17 protein-coding genes are annotated in these 15,814 nt (G+C 76.5%); 7 read left to right on the top strand and 10 right to left on the bottom strand.

The window, feature by feature from the left end; translation table 11 throughout:
* Window positions 1-16 precede the first annotated feature (16 nt).
* Complete coding sequence (locus tag ACYQBY_RS21070) at window positions 17-1,174, top strand: fibronectin type III domain-containing protein (RefSeq protein ID WP_459645858.1); 1,158 nt, start codon at window positions 17-19, stop codon at window positions 1,172-1,174.
* A gap of 6 nt (window positions 1,175-1,180) precedes the next feature.
* Here the strand turns inward: ACYQBY_RS21070 and ACYQBY_RS21065 are convergent, their stop codons facing one another.
* The 3 genes from ACYQBY_RS21065 to ACYQBY_RS21055 are packed head-to-tail and all read right to left on the bottom strand — an operon-like array spanning window position 1,181 to window position 3,432.
* A complete protein-coding gene (locus ACYQBY_RS21065) occupies window positions 1,181-1,948 on the bottom strand; it encodes an amino acid ABC transporter ATP-binding protein (RefSeq protein WP_459645857.1) in 768 nt (255 codons plus the stop codon).
* Window positions 1,945-2,613, bottom strand: a complete 669-nt coding sequence (locus ACYQBY_RS21060; protein WP_459645856.1) for an amino acid ABC transporter permease — start codon at window positions 2,611-2,613, stop codon at window positions 1,945-1,947. Before ACYQBY_RS21060 ends, ACYQBY_RS21065 begins: the two co-directional genes overlap by 4 nt.
* A 33-nt stretch (window positions 2,614-2,646) precedes the next feature.
* Window positions 2,647-3,432 (bottom strand): amino acid ABC transporter substrate-binding protein, encoded by a 786-nt coding sequence (locus ACYQBY_RS21055; protein WP_459645855.1) that lies wholly within the window; start codon window positions 3,430-3,432, stop codon window positions 2,647-2,649.
* A gap of 277 nt (window positions 3,433-3,709) precedes the next feature.
* Between ACYQBY_RS21055 and ACYQBY_RS21050 the strand changes: the two genes are divergently transcribed.
* A complete protein-coding gene (locus ACYQBY_RS21050; protein WP_459645854.1) occupies window positions 3,710-4,441 on the top strand; it encodes a M949_RS01915 family surface polysaccharide biosynthesis protein in 732 nt (243 codons plus the stop codon).
* A gap of 36 nt (window positions 4,442-4,477) precedes the next feature.
* Window positions 4,478-4,768 (top strand): GNAT family N-acetyltransferase, encoded by a 291-nt coding sequence (locus ACYQBY_RS21045; protein WP_459645853.1) that lies wholly within the window; start codon window positions 4,478-4,480, stop codon window positions 4,766-4,768.
* Between the two features lie 4 nt (window positions 4,769-4,772).
* Here ACYQBY_RS21045 and ACYQBY_RS21040 read toward each other — a convergent pair whose 3' ends face one another.
* The 4 genes from ACYQBY_RS21040 to ACYQBY_RS21025 all read right to left on the bottom strand — a co-directional run bounded on the left by ACYQBY_RS21040 (window position 4,773) and on the right by ACYQBY_RS21025 (window position 8,177).
* Window positions 4,773-5,303, bottom strand: a complete 531-nt coding sequence (locus ACYQBY_RS21040; protein ID WP_459645852.1) for a DUF6328 family protein — start codon at window positions 5,301-5,303, stop codon at window positions 4,773-4,775.
* 119 nt (window positions 5,304-5,422) lie between these two features.
* On the bottom strand, window positions 5,423-6,511 hold the full coding sequence (locus ACYQBY_RS21035; protein WP_459645851.1) for an NAD(P)/FAD-dependent oxidoreductase: 1,089 nt from the start codon (window positions 6,509-6,511) through the stop codon (window positions 5,423-5,425).
* On the bottom strand, window positions 6,508-7,083 hold the full coding sequence (locus ACYQBY_RS21030; protein ID WP_459645850.1) for an isoprenylcysteine carboxyl methyltransferase family protein: 576 nt from the start codon (window positions 7,081-7,083) through the stop codon (window positions 6,508-6,510). Before ACYQBY_RS21030 ends, ACYQBY_RS21035 begins: the two co-directional genes overlap by 4 nt.
* Window positions 7,080-8,177 carry a type III polyketide synthase gene (locus ACYQBY_RS21025; RefSeq protein WP_459645849.1) on the bottom strand — a complete coding sequence of 366 codons (1,098 nt, stop codon included), beginning with the start codon at window positions 8,175-8,177 and terminating at the stop codon, window positions 7,080-7,082. The genes ACYQBY_RS21030 and ACYQBY_RS21025 overlap by 4 nt, the downstream gene beginning before the upstream one ends.
* Before the next feature lie 135 nt (window positions 8,178-8,312).
* Between ACYQBY_RS21025 and ACYQBY_RS21020 the strand changes: the two genes are divergently transcribed.
* A complete protein-coding gene (locus ACYQBY_RS21020; protein WP_459645848.1) occupies window positions 8,313-9,182 on the top strand; it encodes a UbiA family prenyltransferase in 870 nt (289 codons plus the stop codon).
* An 88-nt stretch (window positions 9,183-9,270) separates the two neighbouring features.
* Entirely contained in the window at window positions 9,271-9,588 is a 318-nt protein-coding gene (locus ACYQBY_RS21015; RefSeq protein ID WP_459645847.1) for a hypothetical protein, read from the top strand.
* A 47-nt stretch (window positions 9,589-9,635) separates the two neighbouring features.
* Here ACYQBY_RS21015 and ACYQBY_RS21010 read toward each other — a convergent pair whose 3' ends face one another.
* Both ACYQBY_RS21010 and sigJ read right to left on the bottom strand, forming a co-directional pair.
* Complete coding sequence (locus ACYQBY_RS21010; protein ID WP_459645846.1) at window positions 9,636-11,618, bottom strand: primary-amine oxidase; 1,983 nt, start codon at window positions 11,616-11,618, stop codon at window positions 9,636-9,638.
* Window positions 11,615-12,535 carry an RNA polymerase sigma factor SigJ gene (gene sigJ, locus ACYQBY_RS21005; protein ID WP_459645845.1) on the bottom strand — a complete coding sequence of 307 codons (921 nt, stop codon included), beginning with the start codon at window positions 12,533-12,535 and terminating at the stop codon, window positions 11,615-11,617. Before sigJ ends, ACYQBY_RS21010 begins: the two co-directional genes overlap by 4 nt.
* A 423-nt stretch (window positions 12,536-12,958) precedes the next feature.
* Between sigJ and ACYQBY_RS21000 the strand changes: the two genes are divergently transcribed.
* Complete coding sequence (locus ACYQBY_RS21000) at window positions 12,959-13,759, top strand: SDR family oxidoreductase (RefSeq protein WP_459645844.1); 801 nt, start codon at window positions 12,959-12,961, stop codon at window positions 13,757-13,759.
* Window positions 13,760-13,837: 78 nt separating this feature from the next.
* Entirely contained in the window at window positions 13,838-14,893 is a 1,056-nt protein-coding gene (locus ACYQBY_RS20995) for an aldo/keto reductase (RefSeq protein WP_459645843.1), read from the top strand.
* A gap of 124 nt (window positions 14,894-15,017) precedes the next feature.
* Here ACYQBY_RS20995 and ACYQBY_RS20990 read toward each other — a convergent pair whose 3' ends face one another.
* Window positions 15,018-15,794 (bottom strand): alpha/beta hydrolase, encoded by a 777-nt coding sequence (locus ACYQBY_RS20990; protein ID WP_459645842.1) that lies wholly within the window; start codon window positions 15,792-15,794, stop codon window positions 15,018-15,020.
* Window positions 15,795-15,814 lie beyond the last annotated feature (20 nt).

Below are 15,814 nucleotides of genomic sequence, written 5' to 3'. Positions count from 1 at the left end.
TGCCGACACGGGGACCATGACCTCCCCGCCCCCGGGCGGCGGCGCACGGACGGACGGCGCACCGCCGCGCCGCCCGTTCCCCGCCGGGTCGCGCCTGCCGCGCCGCCGGGGTCGGGTGGGGGTCGCGGCGCTGACCGCCGTCCTGGGGCTGGTGCTGCCCGCGTGGGCGTGGGGCACCGCGGACGCCGCGTTCCGCGCGAGCTCCGCCAGCCCGTCGGCGACGTTCGGCACGGCCTCGGTGGCCAACCCCGCGCTGGCGGCCGGGAACCCGAGGACGTGCTCGGTGGCCACGCCCGCCTGGGTGGGCACCACGACGGGCCAGAAGTACGACACCGACTACGTGCATAAGATCCCCGTGGACAGGCCGCTGAACACCGCGGCCGGGGACCTGATGGTGGCGTTCGTGAACTCGGCGTCGATCTCGACCTACGCCGACCTGGCGACCCCCAGCGGCTGGACGAAGCTCGCGGAGGACGGCCAGAGCGGGAACAAGAACGCCGTCTTCTACCGCGTCGTGGCGGCCGGCGAGCCGGCCGACTACCTGTTCGACGCGTACCAGTACCCGGCGACCGTCATCGTCTCGGCGTACCGGGGGGTGGAGGCGATCACCGTGTCGAGCGCGGCGACCTTCCTGGGGATGGGCGACGGCTCGACGGCCACCGTCCCCGCCGTGAACGCCGCGCGCACCCCCGCCCTGCTCGTCATGGGCGTCGGCACGGAGGGGCCCCAGACCACCACCACCAACCCCGTGGGCGGCACGTCCGTCGCGCCCGTGAACCGGCGGGCGGCCACCGTCTCCCCCGGCACCAACGGCGGCAGCCGCGGCTACCAGTGGGACCAGGCCCTCGGCGCCACCGGCTCCAGCGGCTCCCGCACGGTCGGTCTCAGCGGCTTCGGCGGCGGCAAGTGGGTCGGCTGGGCGCTGGCCGCCTACGGCCGCTACGACAACACCGTCACCGTGAGCTGGACCGCCCCGGGGAGCTCGGGCGTCCCCGTCACCGGCTACCGCCTCTTCCGCAACGGCACGGAGGTCAGCGGCTCACCCCTGACCGCGACGACGTGGACGGACCCCTCCGCCTCGCCGGCGACGGCCTACACGTACACGGTGCGCTCCAGGACCGCGACGGCCTGGACCTCCTCCGGTGTCCAGGTGAGCTCCCCCGCCTGCGCCTAGCGCCGTTCAGCCGCCCTCGCCGAGGCGGCGCAGGAATCGCCGGGTGCGGTCCTCGCGGGGGTCCTCCAGGACCGCCGCGGGCGTGCCGCGCTCGACGATGACGCCGCCGTCGAGGAACAGGACCTGGTCGGCGACCTGCCGGGCGAAGCGCATCTCGTGGGTGACGACGACCATGGTGCGGCCCTCGTCGGCGAGGTCGCGCATCACGGAGAGCACCTCCCCCACGAGCTCGGGGTCCAGCGCGGACGTCGGCTCGTCGAAGAGCACGATCTGGGGGCGGATCGCGAGGGCCCGGGCGATCCCGACGCGCTGCTGCTGACCGCCGGAGAGCTGGTAGGGGAACTGCTCCGCCTTGGCCGCCAGGCCCACGCGCTCCAGCAGCGCCATCGCCTCGGCGCGCGCCTCGGCGGGGTCGCGGCCCTGCACGACGACGGGGCCCTCCACCACGTTGCCGAGGACGGTGAGGTGGGGGAAGAGGTTGTGGCTCTGGAACACCATGCCGCTCTGGGCGCGCAGCCGGGCCGCGGCGCGCGTGCCGGCGCGGCCGGGCGGCAGGGGGAACTCCAGCGCCACGTCCCCGATCCGCACGCTGCCCGCGTCGGGGGCTTCCAGGACGTTGAGGGAGCGCAGCACGGTCGTCTTGCCGGAGCCGGAGGGGCCGATGAGGACGGTGACGGTGCCGGTGGCGGTGTCGAGGTCGACGCCGCGCAGGACCTCGTGCTCGCCGAACGCCTTGCGCAGGCCCCGGACCTGGAGGAGGGGGGTTCCCGTCACCGCGCCACGTACCTGTTCAAGCGGGTCTCCAGCCTTTCCTGGACGGCGGACAGGCCGAGGCAGACCACCCAGTAGTAGCAGGCGGCCACCGCGTAGAGGACGAAGAACTCGTACGTGGGGGCGGCGAACTCCTGGGCCTTGCGCAGCAGCTCGGTGACCCCGATGGTCGAGGCGAGGGAGGTGTCCTTCACCAGCGAGATGAGGGTGTTGGACAGCGGTGGCACCGCGATGCGGGAGGCCTGCGGCAGGACGATCCTGCGCAGGGTCGTCGGGTAGTCCATGCCGACGGTGAGGGCGGCCTCCGTCTGCCCGCGCGGGACGGCGAGGATCGCGGAGCGGACGATCTCCGAGGCGTACGCGCCGACGTTGAGGGTGAAGGCGAGGCAGGCGCTGGGGAACGACGGGATCGTCACCCCGAGGGAGGGCAGCCCGAAGTAGATGATGAACAGCTGCAGCAGCAGCGGGGTGCCGCGGATGAGGGAGACGTAGGCGCGCGCCGCACCGGACAGCAGCCGCACGTGCGACAGCCGCATGAGCGCGACGGCGAGCGCCAGGACGAGCCCGGCGGCGAAGCTGATCGCGGTGAGGGGGATGGTGCCCTGCACGGTGGCGAGCAGCAGCGGCCCCAGCGAGTCCAGGACGAGAGTCCAGGTCGAGGCGTCCATCCCCCTCCTCCGGTGGTGCGGTGCGGGCTCCGGTCAGCCGGCGGCGGGTCCGCTGACGTCCTGGCCGAACCACTTCCCGGAGATCTTCGCGAGGGTTCCGTCCGCGCGCAGCCCGGCGAGCACGTCGTCGAACTGCTTCGCCAGCTCCGCGTCCTCCTTGCGGAAGGCGAACGCCTGCTCGCTGGTGTCCTCGGTCTCCACGGCGATCTTGATGCCGGTGTCGCCGGAGGTCCTGAGGTAGTCGAGGATCGCGAGGTTGTCGTTGACGGTGGCGTCGACGCGGCCCTGCTTGAGCATCGCGACGGCCTGCGTGAGCCCCTCGACGGCCTCGACCTGCGCCCCGGCGTCCTTCGCGACCTGCGCCCAGTTGCTGGTGGAGGACTGCGCGCTGCGCTTGCCCGCCAGGTCCGCGAGGGAGGTGATGGCGGTGTCGTCGGCGCGGGTGGCGACGACCCCGACGGAGACGGTGTACGGGGTGGAGAACGCGTACTCGGCCTGGCGCTCCTGCGTGACGGACACCTGGTTGGCGATGACGTCGTACCGCTTCGCCTCCAGGCCCGCGAAGATGGCGTCCCAGGCGGTCTCGGAGAACTCGACCTCCCGGCCGAGCTTCTCGGCCACGGCCCGCACGACCTCGACGTCGTAACCGGTGAGGTCGTTGGTGGTCTTGTCGTGGAAGCTGAACGGGGCGTACGTGCCCTCGGTCGCGACGCGCAGCGGCCCCGCCGATGCGGTGCCCGTCTCCTCCGCGCCGCCGCAGGCCGCGAGGACCCCGGCGAGGGCGAGGGCGGCGGTGGCGGCGAAGGTCCTGCGGCGCATGGTGGCTTCCTCCTGTGGGGGTGCACCCGCCGCCGCGCACCGCTCGGAGGCGGGCCCCGGCGGTGGGTCGCGCCCGGGTGGGCGCCTCGCATTCAACCGCAGGCCGGGGCGGTTGCTTCCCGCGGTGCCCGCCGGGGCGCGCCGGGGGCCCGGGCGGGCACCGCGGGGGCGGCTACGATCCGGGCCCGTGCCGGCAGGGGTGTGCACCGGCCGGATCGTGGCCGCACCCGGCCGCGGGACCTCGGGAGGGTGTGTGCGCGGGCGGGTCGGTGTCGCGGTGGCCGGAGCCGTCCTGCTGCTGCCGGGGTGCGGCTCCCCCGGTGCCGCGACCCCCGCGGCGCCGGCCGCGGTGTCCCCCTCCGGCGTGCCGGTGGCGGCCGCGGCCGCGCCCGCCGGGCTGGGCGGGGTGGAACACCTCGACCGGGCCGCCGCGGCGGCACGGGCGGGGCTGGGCGCGGCGCAGGCGGGGCCGGCCGGGGGCGCGGACGGCGCGGGGCTGCGGTTCACGGACGCCGCCGGGGAGAACGTGGTGGTGCTCACCCGCACGGAGGTGCCGGGTGGGGTGGACCTGACGGCGGACCACGTCGTGCTGGCTCCCGGGGCCGCGCCCCGGCTGCTGCGGCGCGTCACCGACGGGGTGGCCGGGTGCGGGGCGGGTGTCACCGCGGGGTTCGTGCCGGCGTCGCTGCAGGTGGCGGACGCCGACGGGGACGGCACGGGCGAGGTGACGTTCGCGTACCTGACGGCGTGCCGGGGTGACGTGAGCCCCGGGGTGCTGAAGCTGCTGCTCCTGGAGGGCGCGGAGAAGCACGCCGTCCGGGGCGGGACGTGGTTCCCGGAGGACCCCGCCACGCAGGAGCGGAGCCGGCCGGGGGTGCCGGACCCGGACCCCGGGCGCTGGCCCGCCGGGACGGTGGACGCGGCGCTGGCCACGTTCGAGTACTTCCGCGGGACGGCGGAGGCGGCGGTGGCGCGGGAGACGGGGAAGACTGGTCCCGCCGGGCCCTGAACCGCACGCCCCGGCACCGAGCAGCGAGGAGCACCCGTGGACCTGACCGTCACGCACGACGCCGGCCGGCGCCGCTACGAGGCCCGCTCCGGCGGGGAGGTCGTCGGGGTCGTGGACTACTACTCCCCGGCGGAGGGCGGCGCGCTGGTGCTCACGCACACCGGGGTCCCGCCGCAGCACGAGGGGAAGGGCATCGCCTCGAAGCTCGTGCGGGAGGTGCTCGACGACGTGCGGGCGCAGGGTCGCACCGTGGTGCCGGCGTGCTCGTTCGTCGCGGCGTTCGTGCAGCGCCACCGCGAGGAGTACGGCGACCTCGTCGCCGGCTGACGCCTCAGTCGCCGCCGGCGCGCTCGCGGCCCAGGCAGCGCAGCTCGCGCAGCGGCAGGAGGTACCAGAACAGCAGGAGGAAGAGCGTCACCCCGCCGGCGACGACGAACCCGCCGGTGCGCCCGAGGATGACGTCGGCGACGAGCAGGGTGACCGTGCAGACCGCGAGCATGAGCAGGACGAGCCCGGCCTTGGCGAACCGGTTGCCGAGGGTCACCAGGCGGCCCTTGGCGTTGCGGCGGAAGAGGATGCGGTGCAGGGACACCGGGGCGAGGAAGATTCCGGTGGCACCGAAGGCGAAGAGCAGGCCGGCGAGGTAGAGGTAGCGCTGGTACTCGTCGACGATCTCGAAGCGCGCCTGGAACGGCAGGGTCACGAGGAAACCGGCGAGCACCTGCACGCCCGTCTGCACGACGCGCAGCTCCTGGAGCAGCTCCGCCCAGTTGCGGTCCATCCGCTCGGCCGGGGTCTCGTTGCGCAGCGAGGCGAGCTCGTCCTCGTCCACGGTCGGGCACCACCCGTCCACCAGTCCCACGGCGACCACCTCTCCCGTTCGGGGGTCGCCCGGCAGCTCGACGGCCCGACCCGAACATAAGGTGGACACCGGTTGAACGCCAGGTGAACCGACCGGTGTGGCCGGGTGTTCCGCGCCCGTCACCGCGCCAGCCGCTCGACGACGTGGCCGAACACGGCGGGTACCAGGGCCGCGGTGGGCACCAGGGCGCCCCGCAGCGGCGAGGTGGCCACCGCCAGCAGGCCCGCCGTCAGCAGGCGCGCCTCCCGGGTCGCCGCCGCCCACGCCCGCTCGTACGAGGCGGCCACCGCCGCCGGGTCCGCACCCGGCGCCCCGCCCGCCCGCACGCACGCCACCGCCGCCCGCGCCTGCGCCAGCCCCACCCGCAGCCCCTCCCCCGTCAGGGCGTCCACGTACCCGGAGGCGTCACCCACCAGCAGCACCCGCCCCGCCGCGCGCCCGCGCGTGCGCTGCCGCAGGGGCCCGGCGCCCCGCAGCGGGGAGGCCTCCGCCGCCCCCGCCAGCCGCTCCGCCAGCGCCGGCACCGAGGCCAGGGCCGCGGCGTGGTCCGTGCCGCGCGGGCCGAGCACCGCCACCCCCACCTCCTGCGGCGCCACCGGCGTCACGTACACCTCAGCGGCCCCCGCGAAGTGCACCTCCACCAGGTCCGTCCACGGCGCCAGGCGGTAGTGCCGCCGCAGCCCGAAGCGCCGCCCGTCCCGCCCCCGCGCCGCACCGGGACCGCGCCGCGGCGGTGCGGGCACGGCCAGCCCGGCCAGCTCCCGCACCCCGGAGTGCAGGCCGTCGCAACCCAGCAGCCACCGCGCCCGCACCCCCGCGGCCCGCACCCCCGCCGCGTCCTGCGCCACCTCGCCCACCCGCGCGCGCACCGTCTCCACCCCGGCCGCGGCGGCGCGCTCCGCCAGGGCCGCGTGCAGCGCGGTGCGCCGCACCCCCCGCCCGCACGCACCCCGGAAGCGGTGCTCCACCCGGCGCCGGGGATCGCAGTAGGCGAACCCGGCGATGTCGTGCCCGGCGGGGTCCACGCCCAGGCGCGCCAGCGCCGCCACCGCCCCCGGCATCAGCCCCTCGCCGCACGCCTTGTCCAGCACGCCCGCGCGGGGCTCCACGACGACGGCGCCCAGCCCCGCCAGACGCGCCTCCAGCGCCGCGGCGAGCCCGACCGGCCCCCCGCCCACGACGAGGACGTCGGTGTCGACGCTCCTCACACCCGGTTGCGGCGCGGGCGCTGCGGCGGGACCTCCGCCCCGGCCGGCCGCTCCCCCGCCGCCCGCAGCGCCCGCTGCTCCACCGGGATGCGGAACCCCAGCAGCAGCACGGCGTTGAGGACGGTGAACACCGCGGCCGTGACCCACGCGGTGTGCACCAGCGGCAGGACCAGGCCCTCCAGCGCCACCACCACGTAGTTCGGGTGCCGCAGCCACCGGTACGGCCCGCGCGCCACGAGGGAGAGCCCCGGCACGACGATGACGCGGGTGTTCCACTGCGGCCCGAGCACCGAGATGCACCACCACCGCAGCACCTGGCAGGCCAGCGCCAGCACCAGCGCCGGCCAGCCCAGCCACGGCAGGAACTCCCGGCCGGCCAGGTGCACCTCCACCAGGCAGCCCACCAGCAGCGCGGTGTGCAGCGCCACCATGGGCGGGAAGTGCCGCAGCCCGGACTCCACGCCACCGCGGGCGAAGGCCCAGCGGGCGTTGCGCCGGGACACCACCAGCTCGACGAGCCGCTCGACGCCGGTAGCGGCGATCAGCACGGTGAACCACGCGACGGAGTTCATGCGGCCACCTCCGGGGTGGGTTCGGACCAGCGCAGCAGGACCACCTCCACGCTGATGCCCGGCCCCACGGCCAGCAGCAGCGCCTCGCCCCCGGCAGCGGCGGAACCGCTCCCCCGCAGGCGCATCGTGTCCGCCAGGACGTGCAGCACGGACGCGGACGACAGGTTGCCCACCGCCTCCAGGGACCGCCAGCTCACCGCGAGGGCCTCCTCGGGCAGGCCGAGGGAGCCGGCCACGGCGTCCAGCACCTTCGGCCCGCCGGCGTGCACGACCCACGTGCCCACGTCGCCGGGTTTGAGGCCGTGGTCCTCCAGGAACTCCCCGACGTCCTCGGCGAGGTGGGCGCGCAGGATGGCGGGCAGCTCCGCCGACAGCACGATGCGGAAACCGCCGGTGCCCACGTCCCAGCCCAGCTCACCCGTCGTCCCCGGGTACAGCCTGCTGCGGGTGGCCACCACGTCCGGCCCCGCGGGGGCGGACGTGGCGCGCCCGTCGCCGACCATCACGACCGCCGCGGCGCCGTCGCCGAACAGGCCGCTGGCGACGAGGTTCGCGGCGGAGCCGTCGTCGCGCTGCAGCGTCAGGGAGCACAGCTCCACCGAGACCAGGACCGCCACGTCGTCCGGGTGCCCGGCCAGGTAGTCGGCGACCCGTGCGATGCCCGCGGCACCGGCCACGCAGCCCAGCCCGAACACCGGGATCCGCTTCACGTCCGAGCGCAGCCCCAGCCGGGAGACCAGCAGCGCGTCGAGGGAGGGGGCGGAGACGCCGGTGACGGAGGTGAACAGCAGGAAGTCCACGTCCTGCGGCGCCAGGCCCGCCGCCCCCAGCGCCGAGCGCACGGCCTCCTCGGCCAGGTCCAGCCCCACGCGGATGAACGCGTTGTTGGAGGTCGTGAAGGAGTCCAGGGAGCGGTACTCCTCCAGCGGCAGCGCCAGGTGGCGGGTCCGCACCCCCGTGGCCCGGTGCAGCCGCCGCAGCACGCCGCGGCGCTCGTCGGTGGGCAGCAGCAGCGGCGCGAGCTCCTCCGTGATCCGCTCCTGGGGGTAGCGGAACGGGGGCAGCGCCGGGGCGACTGCGGCGATGCGCGGCATGCGCGCATGGTGTCACCGAACCGCGCTCCCGGCCCGGCGACCCCGGGGCACGGCGACGGGGTGGCACGCGGGCGCTCCGGCACGCGCCGCGGGGCCACCGTTGCCCCGCGGGCGCACCTGCGGCACGGTGTCGCCGTGACGGTCCTGACGCCCCGCAGGACCCGCACCCCGGGCGCCGCGTCCTGGGTGCGGGCGCTCCTGCTGTCCTGCCACCCGCTGCCCACCGCGGCCGTGACGGCGTTCGTCACCGCGCTCACCGCGGGCGCCGGCGGCACGGCCGCGACCTGCGCGCTGGCCGGTGCGGCGGTGCTGGCCGGCCAGCTCGCCGTGGGCTGGTCGAACGACTGGGTGGACGCCGCCCGCGACGCCGCCGTGGGGCGCGGCGACAAGCCCGCCGCCGCGGGGCTGCTGCCCGTGGCCCACGTGCGCGCGGCGGCCCTGCTGGCGGCCACCGCCACCGTGCCGCTGTCCCTGGCGCTGGGCGCGCGGGCCGGCCTGCTGCACCTGGTGGGCGTGGCGGCGGCCCTGGGCTACAACGCCGGGCTGAAGGGCACGGTGTGGTCGTGGGCGCCGTACGTGCTGTTCTTCGGCTCCCTGCCCTCGGTGGTCTCGCTGGCCGTGGCCGGCAGCGCCGCACCGGCCTGGGCGATGGGTGCCGGGGCGCTGCTGGGCGTGGGGGCGCACTGCGCGAACGTGGTGCCCGACCTCGACGACGACCGCGCCACGGGGGTGCGGGGGCTGCCGCACCGGCTGGGGCGCACCGGGGCCACGGCCCTGGCCGCCGGTGCGCTGCTGGGCGCCAGCGTCCTCGTCGTCACCGGCCCGCCCGGCCCGCCGGACGCCACCGGGTGGGCGGGACTGGCCGCGGCGCTCGTTCTCACCGCCGCGGCGGCCGGCGGCGCGCTGGCCCGCCCGCGCAGCCGCTGGCCCTTCCCCGCGACGGTCGCGGTGGCCGCGGTGGACGTGGCGCTGCTGGTGCGGGCGGGCGCCTCCCTCACCGGGTGAGGGCCCTGCACGGGCGGGCGGCGGGAACCTCGTGGATCATTGACCGGAACGCGGGACGGGGAACCGCCCGGACGGGAGAGGAGCACCGATGAGCAAGCTGACCGTGCTGGTCGCAGGAGCGGCCGGGTACGTGCTCGGAGCCCGCGCGGGCCGCGGGCGCTACGAGCAGATCAGGTCCGTGGCGGCGAAGGTCTGGGGCAACCCGACCGTGCAGAGCAAGGTGAGCGTCCTGGAGGACAAGGCCGCCGACGCCGCGAAGGCCGCCGCCGGTCTGGCCTCGGAGAAGGCGAGCAACGTGGCCGGCTCCGTCGTGGGCAAGGTGCGCCACCGCGCCGAGCCCAGCGAGCCCGCCGGGGACACCGTGGTCGTGGACGAGCAGACGGCGGCGGAGATCCGCCCCAGCTGAGCACCGCCGCGGGGGCCCGGGACCGGACCCCCGCGGCGCCGCCGGGCTCAGGAGCAGCAGCTCCCCGCGCCGTGCCCGGCGCCGGCTCCCGTGCCGTCCACCGCACCGCCGGGACGTCCCGCGTGCCGCGACGGCGGGGGCGGCACGTCCAGGGCGGGGTTGCGGTCGAAGAACCCCGACGGCCTCAGCTTGAACGAGACGACGTCCACCGGCATGACGGGCCAGTCCTCCGGCCGCGTGACGTGGTGGATGCCGAAGACGTGCCACAGCACCACGTCGGTGCCCACGAGCGGCTCGTCGTCCGCGACCCACCGCGTGATGCCGGTGTCCACCTCGCTCTGCGTGGGGTGGTTCCCCGCCGGCCACAGCTCGTCGTCGTGGTGCCGGGTCACCCACAGGTCGTGGCTGATGACCGGCGCGCGCAGGAACTGCGGCGCGCGCTCGTCGAACATGTGCGGGATCGCCGAGGACGGCACGAGCGTGTACCCCACCGGCGTCCCCAGGGAGTTCCGCTTCTCCGCGTGCACCACCTTCCACACGCGCTGAGCCCCCCAGTTCACGTCCCGGCCGGACTCCGCCTCCGAGACCACCGGGGTGGCGGTGGTGACCACGGCCAGCCCGTGCGGGTTCCCCGGCCCCACCGGCAGCGCCGAGGAGTCCACCTCCAGCACCGTGTTCTCCGGGCCGTCGACGTCCAGGTCGAGGCGGGCCACCACGAAGTGCTGGTGGTACGGCGCGTAGGTGCGCTCGTCGACGAGGGTGCCGGTGGCGGGGACCGGCGCGCCCACCGGCAGCGGCGTGGTCACCATGATGCCGGTGGCGCGGACCTCGCACTCGATGGTGCCGTCGAGGTAGAAGCGCCAGTACACGAGGTACTCGTAGTTCGCGACCGTCGTGTGGAAGGAGACGACCATCCGGCGCGAGCGGCGCACCTGCGCCCGCCCGTTCGCGTCGACGTGCTTCCACAGCACCGCGTCGTCCTCCTCGTGGAGGCAGATCGCGTTGCGGATCGTGTACGGCTCCCCGGCGGAGTCGGTGAGGACGGCGTCGAGGTAGCGGATCTCCCCCAGGCAGTCGCAGCCCAGCTCCAGTGAGGTCGTCATGTACCCCAGACCCCACTCGCCGATGTCGAACGCGGTGCGGCGGTAGTGGTCGAACCCCGCGTCCCGGTACGGCACCACCATCTCCGCCAGCGACATCCGGTAGGCGATCGAGCGCTCGCGGCCGCCGTCGTCGTAGCTGACCTGGTGCAGCACGAGGCCCTCGCGCCCGGTGAACCCCAGGCGCATGCTCCACCTCTGCCAGCGCAGCACCCGGTCCTCCACCGTGAAGGACGGTCCCTCCGGCTGGGTGATCTCCAGGGGGCGCAGGTCGGTGCGCAGGGCGAAACCGGGCAGCAGCTCCGCGACGAGCTCCGGCTCGTACTCACCCATCACCCCGGCGTCCGGGGCGAGCTCGTCGGCCACGTCGACCTCGAGCAGCTCGTAGGTGTCCATGTCGACGACGAACTTCAGCCCCTGCACGTGGTGCGCGTAGGGGCTGCCGTGCGGGCTCGCGCGCCGCCACACGTCGCACCAGCCGAGGCGGCGCCCGCGCCAGCGCTCCGGCAGCACCGCGTGCCCGTACGTCCACACGTCCACCAGGACCAGGTCCAGGTCCGTGACCCCCCGCGCGGCCAGCGCCGCCACGACCTCGGGGTGGGTCCTCAGGACCCGGTCCACCTCGTGGTACTCGTCGACGGTGAAGTTCGGGGTGACCCCGGGCACGTGCTCGAAGGAGACGACCTCCCCCGCGACGAGGTCGACGACGGCCTCGTAGGTGGCGCGCTGCGCGCGGTCCCACAGCACCGACAGCGACCGCCGGGGCACCGGGTCGCCGGCGCGCCAGGCCAGGACCTCGGACTTGGGGGGTTCCGCGAGGCCGGCCGAGGAGAAACGCATCGCCGGGGTGAGGCGGCCGGAGGCCAGGAGCACCTCGCGGCTGCGGGCCAGCTCCCCGGCGTCGAGCGGGCTCAGCGGGTGGCCGCTCACGCCTCCCTCCCCGTCCCGGCCGCCGGGAGGTGGACCCGGGCCAGCTTGGCCGGCGCGCGCACCAGGTCGACGCGGGTGATGCGCCCGCCGGCCACGGTGAGCGCCACGACGGCCGTGACGCGCCCGTCCTCGCGGACCGCGAAACCCTCGGCGCCGTTGACCAGCACCGCCTCGGGAACCGCCGCGCCCGCGTTCCTGCGGGCGATGCCGAGCAGGAACCGCGCCACGGCGTCGTCCCCCGTCACCGGGCGCAGGGCCGCGCGGACCTGCCCGCCGCCGTCGCTGGTGAGGACCACCGAGGGGTCGAGCAGGGCGAGCAGGCCGCCGAGGTCCCCCGTCCCGACCGCGGCGGCGAACCCGGCCAGGACCCGGCGGTGCTCGGCCCCGTCGACGGGCCGGCGGGGCACGCCCGCCGCGCCGAGGCGGGCGCGGGCCCGGGAGGCGAGCTGCCGCACGGCCTGCGGGGAGCGCCCCACCGCCTCGGCCACCTCGGGGAACGGCACCCCGAACAGGTCGTGCAGGACCCACGAGGCGCGCTCGGCGGGACCGAGGGTCTCCAGCACGACCATCAGCGCCAGGCCCACGGTCTCGGCGCGCTCGGCCTCCTCGGCGGGGTCGGCGCCCGCGCCCGGCGGGCTCACGACGGGTTCGGGCAGCCACGGCCCGACGTAGTGCTCGCGCCGGTGCCGGGCCGAGCGCAGCACGTCGAGGGCGGCCCGCGTCACCGCGACCACCCCCCAGGCCTCCACGTCCGCGACGGCCTCGCCCGCGTCGGCGCGCGCGAGGCGGAACCACGTGTCCTGCACGACGTCCTCGGCCTCGCCGCGGTCCCCCAGGACGGCGTACGCGAGGCGCTCCAGCCGCGGTCGCGCCGCCTGGAACCTGTGCGCGAGGTCCTCCGCCGCGACTGCGCCCACCGCTGCCCCCACCGTTCCCCTCGCCGTCGCCGGAGCCCGGCACGCTCGCCCACCACCGGACCCCGGCACCGTACCCCCGCCCCCGTCCCGCCCCTGCCCGCCCGCCCCTCCCCGCCCTCGCCCGCCCCTGCCCCTGCCCGCCCATCTCCGGGTTCGGGTGGCCCGGACCCCCTCCGCAGGCGCCCGAACCCGGAGAAGGGCGGGCAGGGCCGCCCCGGCAGGCGCCCGAACCCGGAGAAGGGCGGGCAGGGCCGCCCCGGCAGGCGCCCGAACCCGGAGAGGGGCGGGCAGGAGCCGGCGGGGCGTCACACCCGGGCGTCACCCCCGGTGTCACACCCGGCGCCGCCGCACCGTCCTCACGGTGTCGGGCCACCACCGGGGCGGCCCGCACGGGACGGCTCGGGCCGGGACGGGGAGGCACGGATGCGCATCGCGGTGGTCGGCGGGACGGGTGTGCTGGGGCGGCACGTGGTGGCGGAACTGCGGGAGCGGGGGCACGAGGCGGTGCCGCTCAGCCGCGCCACCGGGGTCGACGCGGCCACGGGGGCGGGGCTGGACGCGGCGCTGGAGGGGGCGGAGGTGGTCCTCGACGCCTCCAGCACCGCCACGACCCGCAGGCCGGCGGCGGTGGGGTTCTTCGGCGCCGTCACGCGGAACCTGCACGCGGCGGGGGCGCGGGCGGGCGTGCGCCACCTCGTGGTCGTCTCCATCGTGGGGATCGACCGGGTCCCGCTGGGCTACTACGCGGGCAAGCTGGAGCAGGAGCGGGTGGCCCTGGCCGGTCCCCTCCCGGCGAGCGTGCTGCGCACCACCCAGTTCCACGAGTTCGCCGGGCAGGTGCTGGACCGCACGACCCTCGGCCCGCTGGCGGTGGTGCCGGCGTGGCCGGTGCGGCCGGTGGCGGCGCGGGAGGTGGCCGCCGCGCTCGCGGACCTCGCGGAGGGCGGCCCGGCCGGCAGGGCGAGGCCGCTGGCCGGCCCCGAGGTGCACTCCCTGCCGGACCTGGCGCGGCGGGTGGCCGCGGCGCGCGGGTCGCGGGCGCGGGTCCTGGGGGTGCGCGTGCCGGGCGCGGCCGGCCGGGCGGTGGCGGCCGGCGGGCTGCTGCCGGAGGGGGAGGTCGAGGTGGGCCGCACGACGTTCGCGCAGTGGCTGGCGCGGCAGTCGTGGCCCGTCCCGGACGCGGGGCGCGGCGGTGGCCCTGGCAGGGCCACCCTCCGTCGTTGAACGGCGGCGCGCCGCCCCCGATGCTCCACCCACGCGGTCCGTGAGCGGCGCGGGCCAGGATCTCGACGAGGAGAACCCATGGAGTACCGCCAGCTGGGCAGCTCAGGCCTGCGGGTCTCGACGGTCACGCTCGGCACGATGGGCTTCGGCGGCGGCGGCGTGTTCGCCAAGGTGGGCACCGCCGGGGTCGAGGAGGCGCGGGAGCAGGTGGACCTGTGCCTGGAGGCGGGGGTGAACCTGATCGACACCGCGGACATGTACTCGACCGGCCTGTCCGAGGAGATCGTCGGGCAGGTCGTCCGGGGCCGCCGCGACGAGGTGCTGCTGGCGACGAAGGTGCGCTTCCCGATGGGCGGGGGCCCGAACGACGCGGGCCTGTCGCGCCACCACGTGGTCTCCGGCTGCGAGGCGAGCCTGCGCCGCCTCGGCGTGGACCACGTGGACCTCTACCAGCTCCACGAGTGGGACGGGCAGACCCCCCTGGAGGAGACGTTCGAGGCGCTGGACCTGCTGGTCCGCTCCGGCAAGGTGCGCTACGTCGGCGTCTCGAACTACTCCGCGTGGCACCTGATGAAGGCCCTGGGTGTCGCGGGGGGCCGCGGGCTGCCGCGCCCGGTGAGCCAGCAGATCTACTACTCCCTGCAGGGCCGGGAGGCGGAGTACGAGCTGGTGCCGGCCACCCTCGACCAGGGGCTGGGCGTCCTGGTGTGGAGCCCGCTGGCGGGTGGGCTGCTGTCGGGGAAGTACCGGCGCGGGCAGCAGCCGCCGGAGGGCTCGCGGCACCTGCAGGACTGGGGCGAGCCGCCGGTGTACGACGAGGAGAAGCTGTACGACACCGTCGAGGTGCTCGTGCAGGTCGCCGGGGACCGCGGGGTGCCCGTCGCGCAGGTGGCGCTGGCGTGGACGCTGTCCCGGCCGGGCATCACCTCGGTGGTGGTGGGTGCCCGCACCACCGACCAGCTGCGGCAGAACCTCGCCGCGGCGGACCTGCGCCTGGAGGCGGACGAGCTGGGCCGCCTGGAGGAGGTGAGCCGGCCGCCGCTGCTCTACCCGTACTGGCACCAGGCGAACACCGCCGCGGACCGGCTGGGGCCGGCGGACCTGTCCCTGCTGGCCCGGCACCTGGGGAGCTGAACCGCGCCGGACGGCGGGCCGGGCCGCGGACCACGCCCCGGCCCGCGGTCCGCCCCGGTCCGCGGTCCGCCCCGGCCCGGCCCGGCCCGGCCCGGCCCGGCCCGGGTTCAGCCTGGTCCGGGGTTCAGCCGCGCGCCGGCTCCAGCGGCAGCCAGGCCAGCACGTCCTGGATGCGGGCGTCCCAGTAGGCCCAGTCGTGCGCGCCGGGCCCGAGGTCGGCGTGCACGGGGATCCCGGCCCGCTCCGCGGCGGCGAGGAAGGCGTGGTTCGCGCCGAGCAGCTCGTCCTCCGTGCCGCAGCACACGGACAGGGCCGGCAGGGCCGCGGGGTCGGCCGCGGCCAGCAGCGCGAGCAGGTCCTCCCCCGGCCCGACGGCGAGGTCCCCGCCGAGGATGCGGCGCATGTCGGGCAGCCGGTGCGGCGCCCGCGCCAGGGCGGCGAGGTCCAGCGCACCGGACAGGCTCGCCGCGGCCGCGAAGCGCCCCGGCTCGCGCAGCGCCCACTTCAGGGCGCCGTACCCGCCCATCGACAGGCCCGCGACGAAGGTGTCCTCCCGCCGGGTGGAGACGGTGAAGAACCCCGCGACCAGCTCGGGCAGCTCCTCGGACAGGAACGTCCAGTACCGCCCGCCGTGCACCTCGTCGGCGTAGAAGCTGCGGTGCACCTGCGGCATGACGACGGCGAGGCCGAGGGGGGCGGCGTAGCGCTCGACCGAGGTGCGCCGCAGCCAGGTGCTGTCGTCGTCGCTGAGGCCGTGCAGCAGGTACAGCACGGGTGCGCCGCCGGGTCGCGCCCCGCCGGCCATGCCGATCTGCCCGGCGGCGGACTGCGGCAGCAGGACGGTCATGGAGGTGCTCAGGCCGAGCACCTCGGAGAAGAACTCGCAGCGGATGAGGGCCACGGGACCACTGTGCCGCAGGT

The organism is Kineococcus anabasis (assembly GCF_054590795.1).
The sequence above is the reverse complement of the archived record's forward strand: the minus strand, read 5'-3'. Positions and strand labels throughout refer to the sequence as shown.